Source organism: Sphaerisporangium sp. NPDC004334, from assembly GCF_053602655.1.
In genome coordinates this window covers 281,271-299,184 of record NZ_JBSGDZ010000002.1, presented here as the reverse complement: position 1 = coordinate 299,184, position 17,914 = coordinate 281,271, and the positions used below count along the sequence as shown (strand labels likewise).

Genomic DNA, 17,914 nt, shown 5'->3' with positions numbered 1-17,914 from the left:
AGGGCGCACTCCGCGCCCGGGGAGGCTCACCCCCGGGCGCTTCCCTCCTTGGCGGCCGTGGACTCCTTCGGCCGCGTGGCGACCGGGTCCTGGAGTCGCGCCGGGTCCTGGAGTCGCGCCGGGTCCTGGAGTTGCAGGGCGATCGCCCTGATCAGCAGGTCCAGCCCGTACTCGAAGGCCTCCTCGTGGTCGCGCGCGACCAGCAGAGGCGCGAGGGCGCCCACCTGCGGGAACAGCGTGGCGTCCACCTCGGCCAGGTGCCCGTCCTCAGAGTCGTGCACGGGGGCGAAGGCCGGGGTGACGCCGACCTCGCGCATCAGCGAACCGACGAGGTAGGCGATGAACGTGCGCACGACCCTGACGGCGTCCTCGCCGGAGAAGCCGGCCTCGCGCAACGTCGCCAGCGCCCGCTCCAGGGGGAACATCCCGGCGGGCGAGCGGACCGGGCGGCTCATCACCAGCATGGTGGAGCGCGGGTAGTCGTGGGCGATCTGCCGGACCGCGCGCGCCTGCACCCGGACCCGCTCGGTCCACGCGTCCCCGGGATCGTCGGTGAAGGAGATCTGCGACAGCACGAACTCGGCGACTGCGTCCAGGAGCGCCGCCTTGCTGCTGACGTGGTTGTACAGGGACATGGCGCCGACGCCCAGATCGGCCGCGATGCGCCGCATCGAGACGGCGTCGGCGCCCTCCCGCTCGATCAGGTCGATGGCGGCGGCGACGATGCGGGGACGGGTGAGAGGCGGCATGTGAGCATTCTTACCGGGGCGATTGACGTACGTACAGCGTACGTGCCACGCTCCAGAGACGTACGGTGTACGCCCCCCTGGAGGCCCCTGTGTCGACCCACGAGCTCTACACCATCCCCGCCGAACTCTCCACCTGGGACGTGGAGATGAAGGGGTCCACTCGGTTCACCTGGGAGTACGACGAGGGCCGCGACCGCATGCTCGCTCTGTACCAGAAGGGCAAGGACAAGCAGTGGGACTCGGTCAGGCGCATCGACTGGGGCCTTGAGGTCGACCCTTACAACGTGCTGGGGATCCCCGACCAGTCCATCGCCATCTACGACACCCCGCTGTGGCACCGCATGGACGATAAGACGCGCAAAGAGGTGCGCCGCCACGGCGCCGCCTGGCAGTTCTCCCAGTTCCTGCACGGCGAGCAGGGCGCGATGATCTGCTCGGCCCGCATCGTCGAGTCGGTGCCCGACCTGGACTCCAAGTTCTACGCCGCCACGCAGACCATGGACGAGGCCCGCCACGCCGAGACCTACGCCCGGTTCCTGCAGGAGAAGGTCGGCATCGCCTACCCGATCAACAAGTACCTCAAGTCCCTGCTGGACGACACCCTCAGCGACTCGCGCTGGGACATGCCCTACCTCGGCATGCAGGTGCTCATCGAGGGGCTGGCGCTGGCCGCGTTCGGCGTGATGCGCGACATGACCACCAAGCCGCTGCCCAAGCAGATCCTCGCCTACGTCATGCAGGACGAGGCCCGGCACGTCGCCTTCGGCCGGATGGCCCTGCGCGACTACTACAAGCAGCTGTCGCAGGCCGAGCTGCGCGAGCGCGAGGACTTCGTCATCGAGGGCTGCTACCTCATGCGCGACCGCCTGCGCGGGGTCGAGCAGTGGGAGAACCTGGGCCTGTCCCCCGCCGAGGTCGAGGAGGCCATGCGGGCCACCGACGAGTCGCAGTACCTCCAGCTGTTCCGCTCGCTGCTGTTCAGCCGCATCGTCCCCTGCGTCAAGGACATCGGGCTGTGGAGCGAGCGCCTGCAGAAGGCCTACGCCGACATGGGCGTGCTGGAGATGGCCGGGCAGAACCTCGACGCGCTGATGAAGCAGGACGAGGACATCGCCGAGCGCCTGGACGCCGAGCGCTTCGCCGCCGAGGAAGCCGAGCGCGCCGAGGAGATCGCCGAGACCATCACCCTCGGCTCCGGCGACTGACCGCCGCCCGGCGCCGTCCTCAGGCGGAGACCAGGACGAAGGCGACGGCACCGGAGACCACGGCGAGCACGCCGAGCCAGGCCAGCAGGGCGTCCGCGCCCGCGTCGAGCGGCAGCCCCTCGGTGGCGGCCCGCTCGACGCGCCGGTACCGCACGCGGGTCCTGGCCAGCAGCAAAGCCCCGCACAGCGCCGCCAGCACGAAGGGGACGGCGGCCCGTCCGTCCCCGGTGTGCCGGCCGGCGACGCCCGCCGCGCCGAGCCCGCCGGCCGCCAGCGCGGTGCCCGTGCGGATCCACGCCAGCAGCGTCCGCTCGCTGTGCAGGCCGGGCCGCTCCCGCGGTCCGGGCCGGATCACCGGGTCACCATGGTCGTCCGGGTTCCCTGTGTCGTCCGGGTCACCATGGTCGTCCGGGGCCCCTCTGCCGTCCAGGTTCCCTCTTTCGTCGGGGCCCTCCCGGTCCTTGGGATCACCCCGGTCGCCCGGGTCGTCATCATCGGTCACCCGGCATCGGTCACCTGGCATCGGTCATCCGGCGAGCAGGATGAGGATCAGCGCGAGGACGGCCACCGCCGCGACACCGTAGCCGAACAGCGGGGCCAGGGCGAGCGGCGGAAGCGGCTGCTCATGGCGCAGCGCGCGCTGCACGTTGCGCCACCGGGGGTAGGACAGGACCGCCGCGAGCGCCGACAGCAGCACCAGCACGACGGCGAGCGACGTGCGGACCCACGGCACGAAGACGTCCCGCGGCAGGGCCGCCATGGCCACGCCGCCGGCGCTCAGCGCCAGCGATGTGCTGAGCCAGGTGAGGAACGTCCGCTCGTTGGCCAGCGTGAACCGGGGGTCCGGCTCCTTCCCCTCGACAGACATGAGGAAAGGCTAATTCAGCGCCATTCCCCCTAGAGATCTCGGGTTTTGGCGCTCGTCAGGTGCATTCCTCGGCGATCGCCTTGAGCGTCGAGGCGGTGTCGGTCGCCACCTTCTGGGCGGCGTCCACCGCGTCGTTGGCGTCCTTGATGTTGAGGTCCTTGAACCGGTCGGCCAGGTCGCCCAGCGCCTGGTTCAGCGTGGTGTTCCCGGCCTTGTCGGCCACGTCCTGCAACTTCGCGGCCCCGTCCTCCAGGGCCTTGTCCATCGCCTTCGGGTCGTTGGCCAGGCTGGTGATCTTCGAGCCGGTCTCGGCGATGACCTTGTTGGCCTCGATGCACGCCTGTGCCTTGTCGACGGTGCTGCATCCCGTGGTGAGCAGGAGGAATCCGGTCGCGGTCGCTGCGGCGAGGGGGATGAGTCGCATGAATTCGACCCTATCCAACTCCCCGGAACCGGACGCGCGCGCTTGTCTGAAAGGTCGGATCCGGCCCGCCGCGAAGGAGGCGGCCGGTTCGGGATCGACCGGCGGCACGTCCATGGGCATTGAGAGCACCATGTCCCCGCCGCGCGCATGAGACCGCCGCACCGGGTAGGAGCAGGCCATGCGCACGACCTGGTCACCGAAGGTCTCCCTGCCGGTGATGCACCAGCGGTGGACCGCCCTGACGTTCATCCACTGGCGCTACCCGCCCGCCACGGTGCAGCGTCTGCTCCCCGCGGGCCTCACCGTCGAGACCTTCGACGAGGCGGCCTACGTCGGCCTGGTCCCCTTCCTCATGGAGGGCGTGCGGCCCCCCGCCGTGCCGGCGCTGCCGTGGCTGTCGCGCTTCCCCGAGACCAACGTCCGCACCTACGTCCGGGACGGCGACGGGCGCCGGGGACTGTGGTTCCTCTCGCTGGACGCCGGGCGGCTGCCGGCCGTGCTCGCCGCCCGGGCCGGGTTCTGGCTCCCCTACTACTGGTCGCGCATGGCCGTGCGCGTGGAGGACGGCCTCTACCGGTACCGCTGCCGCCGCCGCTGGCCCGGCCCCGCCGCCGCCGCCCGGGGCGACGCGGACGTCGAACTCGGCGCGCCCCTGACCCCGGACGAGCGGGACGAGCGGGTGAGCTTCCTCACCGACCGCTACCGGCTGTTCAGCGTCGTCGCCGGCCGGCTGGTCCACGCGGAGGTCGAGCACCCTCCCTGGCCGCTGCGCCACGCGCGGCTCCGCCACCTGCGCCAGGACCTCGTGCGCGCCGCGGGACTCCCCGACTCGGGCGAGGAGCCGCTGGTGCACGCCTCCGCGGGCGTCGCGACGCGCATCGGCATGTGGCGCCCGCCGCGGACCGCCGCGCCCGGCCACCTGCACTAACATCGCTACCCATAGGGGGGTCGAATGGGTCACTGTGAAGACATGACGATCAGGGCTGAGGCGGAGGCGCGCACGCCAGACGGGTGCGAGGAGTGCCTGGCCGAGGGCCGGCGCTACGTCCACCTGCGCAAGTGCGTCGAATGCGGCCACGTCGGCTGCTGCGACTCCTCGCCCGGCCGCCACGCGACCCGGCATTTCGAGCAGACCGGTCACCCGGTGATGCGGTCCTTCCAGGACGGCGAGGAATGGCTGTGGTGCTTCGTCCACGAGACGGTGGGCATGTCACACCTGGCCCGATAGCCGGGCACCGAGGAAGACCCGGCGCGGGCCGGGCGCGGACGGTCGGGGTGAGCCGCCCACGGGCATCGGGGGGCGCGGTCAGTCGCGCGCCAGGGTGGCCTCCTCGTAGTCGAGCTCCATGGTGACCCGGCGCAGCACCTCGTCGTCGATGCGGCGCTCGTCGCGCATGCGCACCAGCACCGACCGCTCCGCCGCCAGCATCTCGCGGCGCAGCCGGCGGTACAGGGAGCTCGGCGTCTCCTCGCCCTCGGGGCCGACGCCGCCGCCCAGGCGTTCCCAGGCGCCCATCGCCCGGCGCTCGGCCTGCACGCGCAGGCGGTCGACGACGTCCGCGTGGGTCTCCAGCACGCCTTCCTTGGTCAGCTCGTCCAGCCGGGCCAGCGCCGCGCCGGCCGCCGCCTGCTGGGCCGCGGCCTCGGTCAGGTTGTCCCGGTAGACCTCCTGCTCGCTGGAGACGCCGAGCTTCCTGATCAGCAGGGGGAACGACAGGCCCTGCACCAGCAGGGTGGCGATGACGACGACGAACGTCAGGAACAGCACCATGTCGCGGGCCGGGAAGTCGGCCGGCAGGGCGAAGGCCGCGGCCAGCGACACCACGCCGCGCATGCCCGCCCAGCCGATCACCGCCACCGACGAGGCGGGCGGCCGCTGCTCCCGTTCGCGGATCTTGCGGAACAGCACGCGGGGCAGGTAGGTGCTGGGGACGACCCAGACGACGCGGGCGACGACCACCGCGGCGAAGACCGCGACCGCGTACCCGGCGACGTGCCAGGGGTTCTCCCCGCGCAGCCCCTGCAGGATGAGCGGGAGCTGCAGCCCGATGAGCAGGAAGACCACGATCTCCAGGAAGAAGTCGAGCACCTTCCACATCGAGTGCGAGACCAGCCGCGTGCCGTAGCTGGTGCGGTTCATGCGGTGGCCGAGCAGGATGCCGACCACCACGACCGACAGCACGCCCGAGGCGTGCACCGCCTCGGCGGTGAGGTAGGCCACGAACGGCACCAGCAGCGAGATCGTGTTGCTGATCAGCGGGTCGCGCAGACGGCCGAACAGCCTGCCGACCAGGAACGCCAGCACCAGGCCGATGGCCAGCCCGACGCCCGCCGCGTACGCGAACTGCCCGAAGGCCGCGAGCGGGCTGACGCCCACGCCGACCGCCGCGGCCACCGCCACGCGGTAGGCCGTCAGCGCGGTCGCATCGTTGAACAGGCTCTCGCCGACGAGGATGGTGATGACCTTGCGGGGCAGGCCGAGCCTGCGCCCCACGGCGACGGCCGCCACGGCGTCCGGCGGGGCGACGATGGCCCCGAGCGCGAACGCCGCCGCCAGAGGGATCCCGGGGATCAGGGCGTGCGCGAGCAGGCCCACCACGGCCGCCGTGAACAGCACCAGGCCCACCGACAGCAGCCCGACCGGCCGCCGGACGGCGCGAAGGCGCAGGTAGGAGCTGTCCAGCGCGGCCGAGTACAGCAGCGGCGGCAGGAAGACCAGCAGCACGATATCGGGGTCGAGACGGTACTCGGGGACGCCGCGGAACTGGGAGGTGACCAGGCTGGCGATGAGCCCCGCGAGCACCAGCAGCAGCGGCGTGGGCCAGCCGCGCCAGCGGGCCACGGCGGCGACCCCCAGCGCGCCGGCGGGGAGCAGCACGAGCTGAAGCGCCGTCGTAATGTTCATCGTCCCAAAGGATATGCCGCGCGATCCCTACCAGTCGCGGCCGGTCTCCTGCGGGTAGGGGCGGCCGTGCTCGTCGGTGCGCGGCCGGCCGTCGGGCCGCACCCGCTCACCGGTGGTGAACATGTTGTCCTGCACGTACGGGCGCGGCAGTTCCGGGTCGGTGGAGTCGGCCGGGCGCTGCCCCATGGCCCCGAGACCCAGCGGGTCCGAGGGGTCCACGGCGGCCTGCGAGGGCAGGTGCGGGTTGTCGCCGTAGCCGCCGCCCGGCGCCTCGGCCCGGTAGGGCCCCTCCGGCCGGCCGCCGGGCGCCTGGCCGAACGGCAGGGAGTCATTGACGATGAGGTTCTCTGGTGGCACCGCGTCCAGGTCGCCCGCGCCGTAACGCGCCCCGCCGTACTCGGCGGGCGGCGGGTACTCGCCCGTGGAGCCGTAGCCGGGTGGTGGCGCGGAGTAGTCCAGCGGCGGAGTGGCGTACCCGCCCGGGCGGCCGTACTCGGCCGTCACGCCGTACTCGGGCGCGGCCCCATAGACGGCACCGGGGGTGTAGTCGGGCGAAGCGGTACCCGAGGGGTAGTCGGAGGAGGCGGTGTAGCCGGACGAGGGCGCCGCACCGTACTCCGCCGCGCCCGTTTGGCCGGAGCCGCGGGCGTAGTCCGTCCCCCGCCCGTACTCGGCGCCGCGTCCGTACTGGGTGCCGGCCCCGTACTCGGCTCCCGCGCCGAACTCGGCGCCGGCGCCGTATTCGGTCGCCGCGCCGTACTGGGCTCCCGCGCCGTAGTCGGTTCGCGCGCCGTACTCGGTCCCGGCGCCGTACTCGGTTCCCGCGCCGTACTCCGCCGCGGCGCCGCGGCGGGCGGGGTCACCCTGGACGGCCGGGCCGGCGGGGCCGACGTGCTCGTGCGGGCCGGAGTGCTCGCCGCGCGCGCCGAAGTCGCCACGCGCCGACGGGTCGGCGGGCGCGCCGTACTCGGCGCGCGGGGCGCCGCCCGCGGGCGGGACGTAGTCGGCCTGGTAGGGCGGGAAGCCGGAGGGAGGGGTGTAGTCAGGGTGCGCGGCGTACTCCGCGGCGGCCGGTTGGGGGCCCGTGCTCGGCCCCGGCCCGGGGAGGTGATGGACGGACGGCACGCCCTGGTGGGGCACCTGGGGCAGGGCCGTCCCGAAAGGCTGCTCAGGGCGCGCGGACAGGCCGCCTCCCCGTCCCGGAAGCTCGCCGGGCGCGAGACCGGGGACGGGGTGGTCGGCGGAGGCCGGGTGACCGGCCTCGGGACGGTAGCCGGCCCGCGCCCCCAGGTCCGGCGCGGCGTACTCGGGGCCCACCGCGTACTCGGAACCCGCCGGGCGATCAGGGCCGGCGGGGAACTCGGGGCGGGCGGGGAATTGGGGGCCGGCGGGGAACTCGGGGCCGGCGGGGTGACCGGCGCTCGCCGGGTACCCGGGGCCCGCGGAGTGACCGGGATTGGCGGGGTACTCAGGGCTCGCGGAGTAAGCGGGGTGCTCGGGGTGGCCGGAGGCCGCCAGACGGTCCGGATGGTCGCCGCGGGCCGGGTAGTCGCCCTGCGGGACCTGGGCGGGGTAGTCCAGGCCCTGGGTCGGGTACTCCGCCTGCGGCGCCTGCTGGGCGTACGGCGAGTGCTCTGCGTGCTCTGTGTGATCGGCCTGCCGGGCCGCCCGGGGCGCGGGTCTCGAGGGACGGCGGCCGCCGTGCGCGTCGTCCGCGCCCCGGCGGGGACGGGGGGCCACGAGCTTGTCCGGGACGGGCGCCGCGCCGCGCGCCACGAGCACGTCCTTCGGGCCCAGGGAGCCCACGGGGCCGGCGGCGTCCTCACGCGGGTAGCCCTGGGCATGGTCGGGCTGCCCGTCCGGATAGGAGTGGGGGTCGGCGTAGCCGTGCTCGTCGGGGTAGGCCTGGTCGTCGGCGTAGTGGTCCTCGTCGGGGTAGCCGTCCTCGGCCGGCACACCTGCGGGCCTGGCGTACTGCCCGGTGCCCGGGTACTGGGGGTACTCGGCGTCCTCGGCCTCGTCGCCGTAGTCCTCCTCCCCCTCGGCGTACTCGCCGCCCGCCTCCGCGTACCCCTCGTCGAGCGTGTCCAGCAGACGCCCGACGTCCTCCATCGGCATGCGGAAACTGGCGGTGCACATCTCGCCCCGCCAGAGACTGAGGACGAGCGTGCCGTCGTGCCAGGTGACCCGGAGCACGCGCTCCTGGCCTCGGGCGTCGAAGAACACCTCACCGAACGACGGCAGTGGGACAACTTCCGACATGGCAGACATCGTGCTTTAACCAGCCTTTATTCGTCCACTCAACCTCAAGAAACCCTACCGAACCGTACATGTCGCCGTCATGGCACACCCCGTCGGTCACAGCTCGCACACTGGCCCCAGAAGCGGGCACGCGAACGGCGGATCGTCCTTGACCCCCCGAGACCCGGCCCCGCCAGTCTGCCACGCCGTCCGCGGCCGGGGTTCCGGAATGCCGAGATGGACCCGGAACGCACCGCGGGTCGGCTGAGCGCTCCGGGCACGGCGACCCCCGTGGGGCCGGTAGCGTTGCATGCCGTGCTCGACGACTCCCTCAGCGCCCTCGAAGGCGTCCCCGACGACGTCACCGGCCACGCCCCCGGCCGCACGACCGGCCGCGCCCGCGACGCCGCCGCCCCCGGGGAGGACGGCCCCGGCGGGGACGACCTGGACGGACACGACGCCGGGTACGGCGGGCACCCGAAGTCCGGCGCGGGCGACTCCGAGTCCGGCATGGGCGACTCCGGGGAGGAGTTCGAGAACTCCGAGGACTCGGAGGAGGACTTCGAGAACCTCGAGGACCTCGAGGAGGAGGAAGACCTGCCGCCCGTGGGCGAGCTCCTGCGGGCCGCGGTCACGGGCGTCGGAGGCGCCGAACGGCCTGGCCAGGTCGCCATGGCGGAGGCCGTCCGGCACGCCATCGAGCACGACGAGCACGTCGCTGTGCAGGCGGGAACCGGTACGGGCAAGTCCCTCGCCTACCTCGTACCGGCGGTCAGGCACGCCATCGAGTCCGACAGCGCCGTCGTCGTCTCCACCGCCACCATCGCCCTCCAGCGCCAGCTCGTGGACCGCGACCTGCCCCGGCTCGCCGCTTCACTGGCCGACCATCTGCCCCACGAGCCACAGTTCGCCATCCTCAAGGGCAGAAGAAACTATCTCTGCCGCTACAAGCTGACCGCCGCCTGGCCGGACGACGAGGGCGACCAGCTCTTCGACCCGCGCGAGGTCAGCGCCACCGGCCGCATGGTCCAGCGCATCCAGGAATGGGCCGAGGAGACCGAGACCGGCGACCGCGACGAGCTGGTGCCCGGGGTCAACGAGCAGGCGTGGCGGCAGTTCTCCGTCAGCGCCAAGGAGTGCCTGGGCGCGCAGCGCTGCCCGAGCGGCGCCGAGTGCTTCGCCGAGCAGGCCAGAGAGCGCGCGGGCCAGGTCGACGTCGTGGTCACCAACCACGCGCTGCTGGCGATCGACGCCATGGAGGAGTTCGCCGTCCTGCCCGACCACGACGTCGTCGTCGTGGACGAGGCCCACGAGCTGGTCGACCGGGTCACGAGCGTCGTCACCGACGAGCTGTCCGACGTCACGGTCTCGGCGACCGTGCGCCGCGTCGGGCGGCTCATCGAGCAGGGCGTCGCCGACCGCCTCCAGGAGGCGGGTGAAGATCTCAAGGCGCTGCTCGCCGCCGCGCCGCCGGGACGGCTGGACCAGCTCCCGCAGGTCCTCGGCGTGACGCTGTCGGTCCTGCGGGACGCCGCGTTCGCGTGCCTCACCGCCATGGGGTCGCGCGGCGGTGACGGCTGGGGCGGCGGGCGCGACAAGGACGACCCCGAGACGGCCGGGCAGCGCAAGGCGGCCTTCACCGCGCTGGACGACGTGCACGACACGGCCGTGCGCATCCTGGATGCCTTCGGCGGCGACTCCGAGGTCGACCGCGCCGAGGTCGTATGGCTGGAGGGCGCCACCGAGCGCCGTCCCGCCGCGCTCAAGGTCGCGCCGCTCAGCGTCGGCGGGATGCTGCGCGACAAGCTGTTCGCCGACCGCACCGTCATCCTCACCAGCGCCACGCTCGCCCTCGGCGGCACCTTCGACGGCATGGCCCGCCAATGGGGCCTCGGCCCCGCCCGCCCGGCCGCCGCCCCCGACCGTCCCGCCGGCGAGGAAGATCTGCGGCCGGCGCCCACGGCCGAGAGCGGTCCGGCGCGATCGGCCGCCGAGCGGCAGCAGTCCTCCGAGACGGCGGGGCAAGGTCCCGGCCGGCAAGGCGCCACAGGCCAGGGCCGAGAGCCAGGCCAGCAAGGCGCCACAGGGCAGAACCGAGAGCCAGGCCAGGAGGGCGCGCCAGGCCAGGGCGAGGGGCCGAAGCGCAAGGCGTGGACCGGCCTGGACGTCGGGTCGCCGTTCGACCACGCCCGCAGCGGCATCCTCTACATCGCCCGGCACCTGCCCCAGCCGGGCCGTGACGGTCTGCCCAAGGAGTACCTCGACGAGATCGCCGAGCTGATCGAGGCCGCGGGCGGGCGCACGCTCGGCCTTTTCTCCTCCATGCGGGCCGCCAAGGCCGCCACCGAGGCGCTGCGCGAACGGCTCGGCGTGCCGCTGCTGTGCCAGGGCGACGACTCGACCTCCCTGCTGGTCAAGCAGTTCGCCGAGGACCCGGCCACCTGCCTGTTCGGCACCCTGTCACTGTGGCAGGGGGTCGACGTGCCCGGCCCCTCGCTGAGCCTGGTGATCATCGACCGCATCCCGTTCCCCCGGCCGGACGACCCGCTGGCCTCGGCCCGCCAGCGGCACGTGGCCGCACGCGGCGGCAACGGGTTCATGGCCGTCGCCGCCACCCACGCGGCCCTGCTGCTGGCCCAGGGGGCGGGGCGGCTGCTGCGCGGCCAGGACGACAAGGGCGTGGTGGCCGTGCTCGACCCCCGCCTCGCGACCGCCCGCTACGCCGGCTTCCTGCGCGACTCGCTGCCGCCGTTCTGGGCCACCACCGACCCCCAGAAGGTCCGCGCCGCCCTCCGCCGCCTCACCACCACCCCGTCATAGAACGCTGCCCCATCCACCGTCGGCCCCGGCGCCCGACGCGGGAACGGGCGGAATGGGTGCCCTTCGCCGTCAGGCGTAGGGTTCGAGGCCCGGACGCTTGGGGGTGACGGTGTCGCCCGAGGAGGTGCCGCGCAGGCGGCGGCCTACCCACGGGAGCAGGTGCTCGCGGACCCAGAGCCGGTCCTCGCGCAGCTTGGCCCTGCGGTCGACGTGCTCGCGGGGCGGCCAGATGTGGCGCCAGTCGTCCTGCGACGGCACCCCCAGAACCTCGCACACCTTCGCGGCGACGAAGCGGTGGCCCTCGGCGTTCATGTGCAGGCGGTCCTCGCTCCAGGCCCGCCAGTCGCGCAGCGCCTGCATCGACCACTGGTCGACCAAGTGACAGCCGTACAGGTCGGCGATGGACCGGACGTGCAGGTAGAAGACCGCGCACCGGCCGCGCACCTGGCGCATCAGCGGCGTGTCGCGCGGGTCCACGCCGGTGAACAGCACGACGTCGGCGCCGGCGCCGCGCAGGTCGCGGACGGCCCGCGCGAGGGTCTTGGCCATGCGGTCGGGGTCGGCGCCCGGCCGCAGCAGGTCGTTGCCGCCCGCGCACAGGCTGACCAGGTCGGGCTTCAGCTCGATGGCGGCCGGCACCTGCTGCTCGACGATCTGGTCCAGCAGCCTGCCCCGCACGGCGAGGTTGGCGTACCGGAAGTCGGGCCGCAGCGCGGCGAGCCGCTCGGCCACGCGGTCGGCCCAACCCCGGAAGTGCCCGTCGGCGCCGGGGTCGTTGAGCCCTTCGGTGAAGCTGTCACCGATCGCCACGTACGAGGTGTACGGGCTGCCGGAGAGGTGGAGTTCCGTCGTCACCGTGCGTCCTCCGCGATGGCGCGCAGGGCCAGCTCGTAGGAGCGAAGCCCGAACCCGGCGATCGTGCCCGTGGCCACGCCGGCGACGACCGAGGTGTGCCGGAACTCCTCGCGGGTGGCCGGGTTGGTGATGTGCACCTCGATCAGCGGGGCGGTGCGCTGGGCGATGGCGTCGCGCAGAGCGTAGGAGTAGTGGGTGAAGGCGGCGGGGTTCAGCACCACGGGGATCGCGCCGTCGGCGGCCTCGTGGAGCCAGGAGACCAGCTCGGCCTCGTCGTTGGTCTGCCGGACGTCGACCGACAGCCCGAGCTCCCTGCCGGTCTGGCGGCACAGCGCCTCGAGGTCGGCGAAGGTGTCCGCCCCGTACACCTCCGGCTCGCGCGTGCCGAGACGCGACAGATTGGGACCGTTGAACACGAAGACCGTTCTCATCTCACCTTCGCCGCCTGCTCGTACCCGCCAACGCCGCTCTCATCTCACCTTCGCCGCCTGCTCGTACCCGCCAACGCCGCCGTCCGCGTGCCCGCCGTCATCGCGCGATCTCGCGGAACGCGGCCTCCAGCAGTTCCTCCGAAGGATCCTCCAGGCGGGTGACCTCGGCCACCTCGTCCAGGATCACGAAGCGCTGCCGGGCCCCGCGGTTCTTCTTGTCGACCCGCATGTGGTCGCGCAGCTGGGACCACACCTCCGAGCGGTAGGCCGTCGGCAGCCCCACCGAGGCGAGGATAGAGCGGGTGCGCTCGACCAGCCCCGCGGGCGCGTGCCCGGCCAGCCGCGACAGCTCGGCGGCGTAGACCATGCCGATGGACACGGCCTCGCCGTGCCGCATGCGGTAGTCCTCGACGCGCTCGATGGCATGGGCCAGCGTGTGGCCGTAGTTGAGGATCTCGCGCACGCCCGACTCGCGTAGGTCGGCCCCCACGACGTCCGCCTTGACCTGAACCTTGCGCTCGATCAGCTCGCGGGTGTGCCGGCCCTCGGGCGTCCGCGCGCCCTCGGGGTCGTCCTCGACCAGCAGCAGGATCTCAGGGTCGGCGATGAAGCCGCCCTTGATGATCTCGGCGAGACCGGCGACGTAGTCCTCCCGGGGCACCGACACCAGCGTGGCCAGATCGCACAGCACCCCTGCCGGCGGGTGGAAGGAGCCGACGAGGTTCTTGCCCTCGGGGGTGTTGATGCCGGTCTTGCCGCCCACCGCGGCGTCCACCATGCCGAGCAGGGTGGTGGGCACCTGCACGACCTTGACGCCGCGCAGCCAGGTGGCCGCGACGAACCCGGCCAGGTCGGTGGTCGCCCCTCCGCCGACGCCGACGACGGCGTCCGTGCGGGTGATGCCGTGCCGGCCGAACGCCGACCACAGCTCGGCGGCCACATCGACCGACTTGGCGCGCTCGCCGTCGGGGACGGGCAGCGGCACGACCGTGTGCCCGGCCGTGGACAGGGCGCCGCAGACCGGGCGGGCGATCTCGGGAAGGCCGGCCGGATGCACCACCGCGACCGTGCCGACGCCGTCGCCCAGCAGGCCGGGCAGCTCGGCGAGCACCCCCGTGCCGACGACCACCTCGTAAGGGCGCTCGCCCTTGACCGTGATGCGGGTGCTCGTCATGCCGGCAGCCCCTTGACGATCTCGTCGGTGATCTCTTCGGGCGTGCGGCCGTCGGTGGCCACGATGAGCGAGGCGAGCCGCTCGTAGACCGGGCGGCGTTCCTCCATCAGCCGCTTGAGCTGACTGCGCGGGTTGAGCACCAGCAGCGGGCGGGCCTGCGCCAGGCCGACGCGCTGGACGGCGTCGGCCAGGCCGACCTGCAGGTAGACCACGGGGTGCCCCGCCAGGAGCTCCCGGGTCGCCTCGCGCAGGATGGCGCCGCCGCCGAGCGACAGCACGCCGTCGTGCTCGGCGAGCGCCCGGCGCACGGCCTCGGCCTCCAGCTCGCGGAACCGCTCTTCGCCGTCCTCGACGAAGACGTCGGAGACGGGCTTGCCGGCCACGGCCTCGACGTCCTCGTCGGTGTCGCGGAAGCCGGCGCCCAGGCGGCCGGCCAGCAGGCGGCCGATGGTGGACTTGCCCGACCCGGGCGGGCCGATGAGCACAGCTCTGGGAGAGGTCACTTGATCACCATCGACGACAGGTAGCCGGAAAGGTTGCGGGCGACCTCCTCCACGGAGTCGCCGCCGAACTTCTCGACGGCCGCGTCGGCGAGCACCAGCGCGACCATCGCCTCAGCGACGATACCGGCGGCGGGGACCGCGCACACGTCGGACCGCTGGTTGATGGCCTTGGCGGCCTCGCCGGTGCGCACGTCCACCGTCGAGAGCGCGCGGGGCACCGTGGAGATCGGCTTCATGGCGGCGCGCACCCGCAGCGGCTCGCCGTTGGTCATGCCGCCCTCGACGCCGCCCGCCCGGTTGGTGATGCGGCGCACACCCTCGGCGGTGTTCTCGATCTCGTCGTGGGCCTGCGAGCCCCGGCGGCGCGCGGTCGCGAAGCCGTCCCCGACCGCCACCCCCTTGATCGCCTGGATGCCCATGAGCGCCCCGGCCAGGCGCGAGTCCAGGCGGCGGTCCCAGTGGACGTAGCTGCCGAGCCCGGGCGGCAGCCCGTACGCGATCACCTCGACGACCCCGCCGAGCGTGTCGCCGTCCCTCTTGGCCGTGTCGATCTCGGCGATCATCGCCGCGCCCGCCTCGGCGTCCAGGCAGCGCACCGGACTTTCGTCCACGGCGGCCAGATCGCCGGGCATGGGGATCATGCCGTCCGGCGCGTCGGCCGTGCCGATGGACACCACGTGGCTGACGATGTCGACGCCGAGCGCCTGCTTGAGGAAGTTGCGGGCGACCTGGCCGAGGGCCACCCGGGCGGCCGTCTCGCGGGCGCTGGCCCGGTCGAGGATGGGACGGGCGTCGTCGAAGCCGTACTTCTGCATGCCCGACAGATCGGCGTGCCCGGGACGCGGACGCGACAGCGGCGCGTTGCGGGCCTGGGCGGCCAGCAGGTCGGGATCGACCGGATCGGCCGCCATCACCGTCTCCCACTTGGGCCACTCGCTGTTGCCGACCCTGATCGCCACGGGGCTGCCGAGCGTGCGGCCGTGGCGCAGGCCGCCGACGATGGTCACCTCGTCCTGCTCGAACTTCATGCGCGCGCCGCGGCCGTACCCGAGGCGGCGCCGCGCCAGGGCCTGCTCGACGTCGGCGGTCGTGACCGCCACTCCGGCGGGCATCCCTTCCAGAATCGCGACGAGTTCAGGGCCGTGGGACTCACCTGCGGTCAACCAGCGCAACATGATGACAAGTCTTCCATGCACGGCCCACTGCCCTCACCCCGCCGTCCACCATGTGATCACGCGCCGGTCAGGGGGACGGTGAGACCAGCAGGGCGGTGAGGGTGCCGAGCAGGATGAACGGCCCCAGGGGGAACTGGCTCTTCAGCGTGCCGCGGCGGGTCGCGAGCAGGCCGACGGCGTACAGGGCCCCGAGGAACTGCCCGGCGATCGCGCCCGCGAGCCAGGCGTCCCAGCCGAGGGCGCCGGTGAGCATCCCGGCGAGGCCCGCGAGCTTCACATCGCCCAGCCCGAGCGAGGCCGGGCGGGCGAACCACAGCACGGCGTAGGCGCCGGCCAGGGCGAGGCCGCCGAGCAGCGCGTCCCCCAGCCGTCCCGTGGGGACCAGCAGGGCGGCGACGATCGGGTACGAGGGCAGGGTCAGCACGTCGGGCAGCCGCTGGGTCCGCCAGTCGATCAACGCGAGCGCGCAGCCCACCAGGGCCATGTACAACCAGGCGGCGACCAGGCCATCGCCCTCCAGTCGCCACACGACCGGCGCGACCACGGCCGCCACCGCCGCCTCGACCACCGGCGGCCACGCGGGCACGGGCGCGGCCCGCACCACCCGCCGGAACGCCTCCCGCCCCTCCGCCCAATACGCCCCACGCCCCGGCCCCTGGGACCCGGCCTGATCGTGAGGCCCGGTTCGGTCGTGAGGTCCGGCCTGGTCGTCAGGCCGGGACACGTCGTCAGGTCCGGCCTGGTCGTGAGGGCGGGACTCGTCGTGAGGGCGGGACTCGTCGTGAGGGCGGGTGGCGGCAGGGGTGAAGGCGCCGGCCAGGACGCGGACGTAGGCTCCGGCGAGCAGACCCGCGAGCGCGGCCTCGGCGACGATGAGGCTCACCCGCCGACCTTAGTGCCCCGGCGGTCGCCTCTCCCGCGAAACGCCGGTCATCTCGCGTGTCCGCGCAGGCGGGCGAGGAGGCCGGGTTTGTGTTCGGGGACGCGGGCCACCGTCACCTCGGCGTGCCGGGACAGCTCTTGCAGCATCGGCGCGAGGCCGTCGTCGCCCGCCGGCATCCGGCCGATGGACGCCAAGGCGTGCAGCAGGCCGCCCTCGATCGCGAACGGCACCGGGCCCGCGACGTCGACCATCACGGCGGCGGCGTCCTCGCTCAGCGCGGCCCGGCAGACCTGGGGCGTCACCGCCTGGATGGGCCGGGCGTCGGCGCGCCACAACCGGAGCGACGCGACGCCGGTGAAGGCCGGGACGGCCTTCCTGCCATCGGCGCCGACCAGCACCGGCAGCGCCATCTCGCTCTCTTTCTCCTGCTTGAGCCCGTGTTCGCCGACCTCGGCCCGCGTCAGAAGCGCGACCACCGGGACCAGCAGGCGCGCGGTGCTCAGCGCGGACGCCACCGCGGCCGCGTCCCCCGTGCCCGCGGCGAAGGCGGCCAGCGCCGCCGTCACGGACGCGTCTGCGCCGCCGTCGTCGTCGGGGACCAGGGGCTGCGGAATGCTCGGCACGACTCACGAGCCTACCCACCTCCGCTCTCCTCCCCGGTACGCGGCCACAGGACGGCTGAATCGGCGGATGTATCCGAAGGGACGGCTCTTCGTGGGCAGATGTCGCCAATGAGGGGGACGTGCTGCTCTCGATAGCTTCGGGCTGTGGGTGAACGCGTCCTGATCGCTCTCGGCGGCAACGCGATGACCGCGCCCGACGGCAGCGCCTCCCCGCTCGACCAGCGCCGGGCCATCGAGCGGGCCATGGCGCAGGTGTCCGCGCTCATCGCCGGCGGCCACCAGGTCGTCCTGACCCACGGCAACGGTCCCCAGGTCGGCAACCTGCTGCTGAAGAACCAGCTCGCCGCCGAGGTCGTGCCCCCCGTCCCGCTCGACTGGTGCGGCGCGCAGACCCAGGCCACGATCGGGGTGCTCATCCTCAACGCCCTGGGCCACCCGGCGGCCGTCGTGGTGTCCCGGACCCTGGTCGACCTCGCCGACCCCGCGTTCGCCGCGCCCGTCAAGCCGATCGGCAGGTACTTCACCGAGGCCGAGGCGCGCAGGTTCGAGCAGTTCGGGCAGACCTGGCGCGCGTTCCCCGGCAGGGGCTTCCGGCGCGTCGTGGCCTCGCCGGAACCGCTGGAGATCCTCGACGCGCCCGCCGCCCTGGCCCTGATGGACGCCGGGTACACCGTCGTGGTCGCCGGAGGCGGCGGGGTTCCCGTCGCCCGTCAGGCCGACGGCTCGCTGAAAGGCGTCGAGGCCGTCGTCGACAAGGACGCGGCCGCGGCGGTGCTCGCGGGCGCCGTACGGGCGACCGTGCTGGTCGTGGCCACCGACGTGCCCGCCGCCGTCGTGGGGTACGGAACCGGACGGGCCCGCCCCATCGGCCGCACCACCGTCGCCGAGCTGCGCGAGTTGCAGGCGGCGGGGCACTTCGCGAGCGGCAGCATGGGACCCAAGGTGGAGGCCGCGCTACGGTTCGCCGAGGGCGGCGGCCGGTCCGTGATCACCTCCCTGGAGCACCTCGGCGAGGCGCTGAACGGCACCGCCGGCACGGTGGTCGGCCGGTGAGCCGG

At 73.5% G+C, this 17,914-nt stretch carries 18 protein-coding genes; 5 read left to right on the top strand and 13 right to left on the bottom strand.

Annotated features, from left to right (window positions below; genetic code table 11):
* Positions 1-26: 26 nt before the first annotated feature.
* Positions 27-749 carry a TetR/AcrR family transcriptional regulator C-terminal domain-containing protein gene (locus ACWEN6_RS03245; RefSeq protein WP_452568727.1) on the bottom strand — a complete coding sequence of 241 codons (723 nt, stop codon included), beginning with the start codon at positions 747-749 and terminating at the stop codon, positions 27-29.
* Between the two features lie 89 nt (positions 750-838).
* Between ACWEN6_RS03245 and ACWEN6_RS03240 the strand changes: the two genes are divergently transcribed.
* Positions 839-1,954 (top strand): ferritin-like domain-containing protein, encoded by a 1,116-nt coding sequence (locus ACWEN6_RS03240; protein WP_354927191.1) that lies wholly within the window; start codon positions 839-841, stop codon positions 1,952-1,954.
* 19 nt (positions 1,955-1,973) lie between these two features.
* Here the strand turns inward: ACWEN6_RS03240 and ACWEN6_RS03235 are convergent, their stop codons facing one another.
* The 3 genes from ACWEN6_RS03235 to ACWEN6_RS03225 are packed head-to-tail and all read right to left on the bottom strand — an operon-like array spanning position 1,974 to position 3,246.
* Positions 1,974-2,456 (bottom strand): DUF202 domain-containing protein, encoded by a 483-nt coding sequence (locus tag ACWEN6_RS03235; protein WP_452568726.1) that lies wholly within the window; start codon positions 2,454-2,456, stop codon positions 1,974-1,976.
* Positions 2,457-2,480: 24 nt separating this feature from the next.
* Entirely contained in the window at positions 2,481-2,822 is a 342-nt protein-coding gene (locus ACWEN6_RS03230; protein WP_354839219.1) for a YidH family protein, read from the bottom strand.
* Between the two features lie 55 nt (positions 2,823-2,877).
* Positions 2,878-3,246 (bottom strand): hypothetical protein, encoded by a 369-nt coding sequence (locus ACWEN6_RS03225; protein ID WP_354839216.1) that lies wholly within the window; start codon positions 3,244-3,246, stop codon positions 2,878-2,880.
* A 178-nt stretch (positions 3,247-3,424) separates the two neighbouring features.
* Between ACWEN6_RS03225 and ACWEN6_RS03220 the strand changes: the two genes are divergently transcribed.
* Both ACWEN6_RS03220 and ACWEN6_RS03215 read left to right on the top strand, forming a co-directional pair.
* Positions 3,425-4,174, top strand: coding sequence for a YqjF family protein (locus ACWEN6_RS03220; protein WP_452568725.1), 750 nt, complete (start codon positions 3,425-3,427; stop codon positions 4,172-4,174).
* Between the two features lie 42 nt (positions 4,175-4,216).
* Positions 4,217-4,474 (top strand): UBP-type zinc finger domain-containing protein, encoded by a 258-nt coding sequence (locus tag ACWEN6_RS03215; protein ID WP_452568724.1) that lies wholly within the window; start codon positions 4,217-4,219, stop codon positions 4,472-4,474.
* 78 nt (positions 4,475-4,552) lie between these two features.
* On the opposite strand, the gene ACWEN6_RS03210 is transcribed toward ACWEN6_RS03215, so the two are convergent.
* Together ACWEN6_RS03210 and ACWEN6_RS03205 are read right to left on the bottom strand one after the other, a co-directional pair.
* Entirely contained in the window at positions 4,553-6,151 is a 1,599-nt protein-coding gene (locus ACWEN6_RS03210; protein WP_452568723.1) for a Na+/H+ antiporter, read from the bottom strand.
* A 27-nt stretch (positions 6,152-6,178) separates the two neighbouring features.
* Positions 6,179-8,413 carry a hypothetical protein gene (locus ACWEN6_RS03205; protein WP_452568722.1) on the bottom strand — a complete coding sequence of 745 codons (2,235 nt, stop codon included), beginning with the start codon at positions 8,411-8,413 and terminating at the stop codon, positions 6,179-6,181.
* A 294-nt stretch (positions 8,414-8,707) separates the two neighbouring features.
* Between ACWEN6_RS03205 and ACWEN6_RS03200 the strand changes: the two genes are divergently transcribed.
* Positions 8,708-11,212, top strand: coding sequence for a helicase C-terminal domain-containing protein (locus ACWEN6_RS03200; protein ID WP_452568721.1), 2,505 nt, complete (start codon positions 8,708-8,710; stop codon positions 11,210-11,212).
* A 69-nt stretch (positions 11,213-11,281) separates the two neighbouring features.
* Here ACWEN6_RS03200 and ACWEN6_RS03195 read toward each other — a convergent pair whose 3' ends face one another.
* The 7 genes from ACWEN6_RS03195 to ACWEN6_RS03165 form a co-directional block, all read right to left on the bottom strand.
* Positions 11,282-12,067: an SGNH/GDSL hydrolase family protein gene (locus ACWEN6_RS03195; RefSeq protein WP_452568720.1), complete on the bottom strand. Its 786-nt coding sequence runs from the start codon at positions 12,065-12,067 to the stop codon at positions 11,282-11,284.
* Entirely contained in the window at positions 12,064-12,498 is a 435-nt protein-coding gene (gene aroQ, locus ACWEN6_RS03190) for a type II 3-dehydroquinate dehydratase (RefSeq protein WP_452568719.1), read from the bottom strand. Before aroQ ends, ACWEN6_RS03195 begins: the two co-directional genes overlap by 4 nt.
* Positions 12,499-12,595: 97 nt before the next feature.
* Positions 12,596-13,672 carry a 3-dehydroquinate synthase gene (aroB, locus tag ACWEN6_RS03185; RefSeq protein WP_354925142.1) on the bottom strand — a complete coding sequence of 359 codons (1,077 nt, stop codon included), beginning with the start codon at positions 13,670-13,672 and terminating at the stop codon, positions 12,596-12,598.
* The gene (locus ACWEN6_RS03180) at positions 13,669-14,175 is read right to left on the bottom strand and encodes a shikimate kinase (protein WP_354839189.1); all 507 of its coding nucleotides are present in this window, start codon (positions 14,173-14,175) and stop codon (positions 13,669-13,671) included. Before ACWEN6_RS03180 ends, aroB begins: the two co-directional genes overlap by 4 nt.
* On the bottom strand, positions 14,172-15,350 hold the full coding sequence (gene aroC / locus ACWEN6_RS03175; RefSeq protein WP_354839186.1) for a chorismate synthase: 1,179 nt from the start codon (positions 15,348-15,350) through the stop codon (positions 14,172-14,174). The genes ACWEN6_RS03180 and aroC overlap by 4 nt, the downstream gene beginning before the upstream one ends.
* 67 nt (positions 15,351-15,417) lie before the next feature.
* Positions 15,418-16,233 carry a prepilin peptidase gene (locus ACWEN6_RS03170; protein ID WP_452568718.1) on the bottom strand — a complete coding sequence of 272 codons (816 nt, stop codon included), beginning with the start codon at positions 16,231-16,233 and terminating at the stop codon, positions 15,418-15,420.
* Positions 16,234-16,280: 47 nt separating this feature from the next.
* Entirely contained in the window at positions 16,281-16,856 is a 576-nt protein-coding gene (locus tag ACWEN6_RS03165; protein WP_452568717.1) for an SseB family protein, read from the bottom strand.
* Between the two features lie 144 nt (positions 16,857-17,000).
* On the opposite strand from ACWEN6_RS03165, the gene ACWEN6_RS03160 reads away from it, so the two are divergent.
* Positions 17,001-17,909, top strand: coding sequence for a carbamate kinase (locus tag ACWEN6_RS03160; RefSeq protein ID WP_452568716.1), 909 nt, complete (start codon positions 17,001-17,003; stop codon positions 17,907-17,909).
* Positions 17,910-17,914 lie beyond the last annotated feature (5 nt).